General features: G+C 45.1%; 4 protein-coding genes. 3 read left to right on the forward strand and 1 reads right to left on the reverse strand.

Annotated elements, in window-relative coordinates; genetic code table 11:
• The coding region (locus tag QT998_RS27185; protein ID WP_333218216.1) for a hypothetical protein at positions 1-1,105 on the reverse strand (1,105 nt) is incomplete at its 3' end.
• Positions 1,106-1,736: 631 nt separating this feature from the next.
• Here QT998_RS27185 and QT998_RS27190 point away from each other — a divergent pair.
• From QT998_RS27190 to QT998_RS27200, 3 genes are all read left to right on the forward strand, one after another.
• Positions 1,737-2,396, forward strand: a complete 660-nt coding sequence (locus tag QT998_RS27190; RefSeq protein ID WP_194071172.1) for a MotA/TolQ/ExbB proton channel family protein — start codon at positions 1,737-1,739, stop codon at positions 2,394-2,396.
• Positions 2,380-2,781, forward strand: coding sequence for an ExbD/TolR family protein (locus tag QT998_RS27195; RefSeq protein WP_194071171.1), 402 nt, complete (start codon positions 2,380-2,382; stop codon positions 2,779-2,781). Before QT998_RS27190 ends, QT998_RS27195 begins: the two co-directional genes overlap by 17 nt.
• A gap of 72 nt (positions 2,782-2,853) precedes the next feature.
• Positions 2,854-3,297 (forward strand): PepSY-associated TM helix domain-containing protein, encoded by a 444-nt coding sequence (locus QT998_RS27200; protein WP_333091999.1) that lies wholly within the window; start codon positions 2,854-2,856, stop codon positions 3,295-3,297.
• The last annotated feature ends 967 nt before the right edge of the window (positions 3,298-4,264 follow it).

The following is a 4,264-nucleotide window of genomic DNA, read 5'->3' on the forward strand; positions in this document are numbered from 1 at the left end:
GGCCGGCTGCGGGCGATCGGGCTATGGGGCCAGAACCGGCCGCAAATGGCTCTGAGGAAGATATTTCGCTTTCACTCTGGGGGTTTCCGCCTCCGGGGCCAGAGGAAGGGTTTGTGGCATCAGCGATCGCACTTCCCGAATTGCGGCCGCTTCCAGGCCTGGTAGTTGTGACTGGCGGGCCGGCTGCGGGCGATCGGGCTATGGGGCCAGAACCGGCCGCAAATGGCTCTGAGGAAGATATTTCGCTTTCACTCGGGGCGGGATTTCCTGCTGGATTTGTGACATCGGCGATCGCACTTGCCGAATTGCTGCCGCCTCCTGGCCTGATAGCTGTGACTGGCGGGCCGGCTGCTGGCGATCGGGCTATGGGGCCAGAAGCAGGATTTAATGCCTCTGAGGATGGCGAGGGCGAGTTATTGTTTTCAGGACTATTCGATGACTTGGGATTTCCAGCATCTGCAGTAAAATCTGGGGAACTCTCAGCGCTCTTGGGGCGAGACTGGGTAACGGGTGGTTCGCTTTTAGGAGGTTCCTCACTGGCGATCGGGCTATCATTTTTGGGAGGATCGGGCGATGGGGTTTTGGTTTCGTTGGCGATCGGGCTTGGAGGAGTTTCTGGGGGAGTCAAATCCTGTTTAGGTGCGATCGCAGAAGGTGTCTCTGGAATCGGCGGTGGCGTTACTGCTACCGGGGCTTCCTCTGGAATCGGCGGTGGCGTTACTGCTACCGGGGCTTCCTCTGGAATCGGCGGTGGCGTTACCGCTACGGGTGGCGCCTCTGGAATTGGCGGTGGCGTTACTGCTACGGGTGGCTCTTCTGGGGGAGTTGGCTCTGGTGGCGGTTCTGGTTTGAATGTCTCCGGCGGGGGAGATACCTTTTCTTGAATAGCTGGCTCTGGCTTGATTTCCTCTACTTTAGGTTCATCCAGCATGACAATTTCAATGGCATCGTCTGGAAATTCAGCCGGTTTGACCACCAACTTGAGGCTCAAGGGCAGTACAACAGCGTGCAGTATGGTTGAGGCTAGCAGGCCGATCGCCAGAATTTTTTTGAGAGCCTCTTGTTCTTGTTGTCTTTGCGTCGCCGAAACGTTTGAAAAACTCATGCCTGATGAATCTCCTTCCTTAGTTAGATTATAATTATTCTCATTTATTGGTTTTTTATATAGCGAGTTTATACTATCACCTAGCATTCTGTTTTGCTGTCTGTGTTACTCACGCGGGCGCTGTTTGCGGTCGAATTCGGGCAGATAAAATTCCCAAATTCCTTAACTGCAATACTCTAAGCCATACTCTACCAAAAAAAATCAGTATTCTCAAGCCTTTAATTTATAATTATCGCTTATATTTATAAACTATAATATAGTTAATTTGTATAGTATTTTGGGTGCGATCGCTTGACATTCCCGAACAATCGTGAAATTCTAGTTGAGAATCTTTTTAATTATTGACTACTATTGTCAACTCCTAATGCAAATTTTAGCAACAAAGCACTGACAGAAAAATCGATAGGGATAACAGTAGGAGCATTTCGACTACAGGCAAAGATACTCAGATACAGGTAGTGCGGGAAGTGCGATCGCGATCGCGCCAAGGAGTGAAACAATTCTCCGTCTGAATCACTTGTGCCAACTTGACACAGAAACATCTACCAGCCTTCTGTCGCAAGGGGTTGCAGCATTAGACCCCCTGCGATCGACGGATCTCGCGAGAGTACAAACTAATGGATACCTTCTAATGGATACTTTGATTTACATTTTTCGCGCTGCCGGCATTGTTGCTTGGCCCCTGTTTGCCTCGTCAATCGCAGCAGTAGCGTTGATTATAGAGCGTCTTGCCTTTTGGTTTCGGGTAAATCGGCGGCAGCGGCGAGTCGTGCGAGAAGTTCTAAATCTCTACCGCGAAAACCCCAATTCCGCCATCAAAAAATTACAAGTAAACGCCGATTTGCCTTTGGCCCGGATTTTTTTAGAAGCTTTAGAATTAGACTCGCCCAACATCGAAGAATTTCGTTTGGCCCTAGAAAGTGGCGCTCAGGCAGAAATCCCTATTCTGAAGCGATTTAATACAATATTTGATACCATTATCAGCCTTTCCCCACTATTTGGGTTGCTCGGCACTGTTTTGGGATTAATTACTACTTTTGGCTCGCTCAAACTGGGAGAAGCCGGCAGCAGCAATGCAGCAGGCGTTACCGGTGGGATTAGCGAAGCTCTGGTATCTACGGCAACGGGGTTAGTGGTGGCAATTTTTACGCTGTTATTTGCCAATATGTTTCGCGGGTTTTACTTACAACAAATTGCTTTTATTCAGGAAGCTGGAGGGCAGCTAGAATTATTGTACCGTCACCGCTACGAAAAACTACCGAGAGAATCTAACTATGCGTCTACCCGATGAACCCGATAACATTGCTCAGATCAATATCGTGCCAATGATTGATGTGGTATTCGCTATATTGACGTTTTTAATCATTTCTTCTCTGTCTTTATCCAAATCTGAGGGTTTGCCGGTAAATTTACCAAAAGCGACAACCTCTCAAAGTCAGGAAGCACCTTCTAAAATTACCATCACCATTGATGAATCGGGAAAATTAATGGTTGATAAAAAGCCAGTCAACTTAGACCAGATTGAGGGTGCGGTGCGCGAGGTGATGGGTTCTAATCAGACTTCTTTAATTATTTTGAACGCGGATAAAGGTGTCAATCACGGAAATGTTGTGGAAGTTATGGATCGATTGCGCCGAATTAAGGGAGCTAAGTTAGGGATTGCTACCATCAAGTAGAGAGTTAGTAGAATTCCTACTTGAGAATTTTCTCATACCCTTAAACTGCAACCTCCGCAATTGGCCAAAGTCTTGCCCCCTGCGAAACAACCCATAGCTTTAAGTCAACTGTTACGCAAAGCTGATGCAGCTATGCCGGATGGAAAAACGACTTATGTAGTTTTTGACGAACATGAACCAGAAAAAATTACAGTTAGCAAGCAACTTCCTCACGAGTTAATTCGGTTTGCTCTGAGTAATGTAGAACTGAACCGATATAGTGGGGAAGTGTTGACAGTGAATCGCGTTGTAGAACCGCCACCTATGTTAAAGTTTATGATTGCGATGGGTACTATTCATTTCGGTCTTTTTGGCGGAATTTATAGTCGTATTCTCTATGTATTCATCGGCTTAATACCCAGTGTTTTACTAATCACTGGTTCGGTGAATTGGGAACGGAGACGGTGGCTGAAGGCAAGACGGGAATCAACATCCCAATTGCGGGTAAATCAAACTGAGTCAAATCGGCTTTCTTAAGCAGGATTTACTCACAAGAAAGAAACCGGGTTATTGTGAAAGATTGAGGATTATCAACTAGAAATTTATGATTTAACTAGGTTTATGGTTTATGAATATGAAGCCGGCAAATCCTCTTGGGTTGATAGCGAACAATCTGAATTCATATTCAAGTTTAGCAACGCCCTCAAAAAAACAATTCGGATTTAGTATTTGATACTGCACGCGCTAGCGATCGCAAAACTCTTATACCATTTTCATAAAATCGTGCTACAGTTAGTAGATATCATTATCGCAGTAGTAGCGTTGATTATAAAGCAATACGGTTTATTTAAGACGATGCAGGCGGTAAAAAGTTATGAAAAATAAATATTCTTGTTTGCTTCGTTTCTATTTTCAGATAATCTCAAGTGAACTGTATTGAAATATAAAATCTCAAATCAACTAACTATGATTCTACAGTTGGTGATTAAAAACCGTCCCGACTTATTGTAAAAAACTTTTCTTAAAAAGCCTGTAAACAGCAGGCAAAATGCCAGAACCACCAGAAGTATTGGATAAGCTTCATGAGAATGTTGATTGCTAATTTCCTTGATGCACGATACAGAAGTCACAAATATCGGTTAATTTCGTTAAATCAATTACACTAATGATTGGTCAACTACCCATCACCAAGCGGAGTACCTCTATGGTGTGGGCTTGTATCTGAGCTCCACCGCAATTCCGAGAATCTAGAGAGAATCTCAGCTTTAGTTTCACGGCCCGATACATTAGGGGATGCTGACAAGCTCCCCGTACTCATCCAGTCTTGCCGGACAAGCAACGCTCTCATTGCAATATTTCGTGCACCAATCAAATCAGCGTGTAACTCATGACTACAACATTCGCATTGAAACAATAGTCCTTTGTTTGTATCGGCTCAATAAGTAGGGGAAGGAGTTATTCTAGTTGCCAAGACAAACCCAAGGGATGAAGAGAAGATTTTTCG

It is taken from the genome of Microcoleus sp. S1D4, from assembly GCF_036700765.1.
Taxonomy (GTDB): Bacteria; Cyanobacteriota; Cyanobacteriia; order Cyanobacteriales; family Microcoleaceae; genus Microcoleus.

Excerpts from the sequence above, each read along its gene's own strand:
- QT998_RS27195 (WP_194071171.1), top strand. The coding sequence starts at position 2,380 with ATGCGTCTACCCGATGAACCCGATAACATTGCTCAGATCAATATCGTG.
- QT998_RS27190 (WP_194071172.1), top strand. The coding sequence starts at position 1,737 with ATGGATACTTTGATTTACATTTTTCGCGCTGCCGGCATTGTTGCTTGG.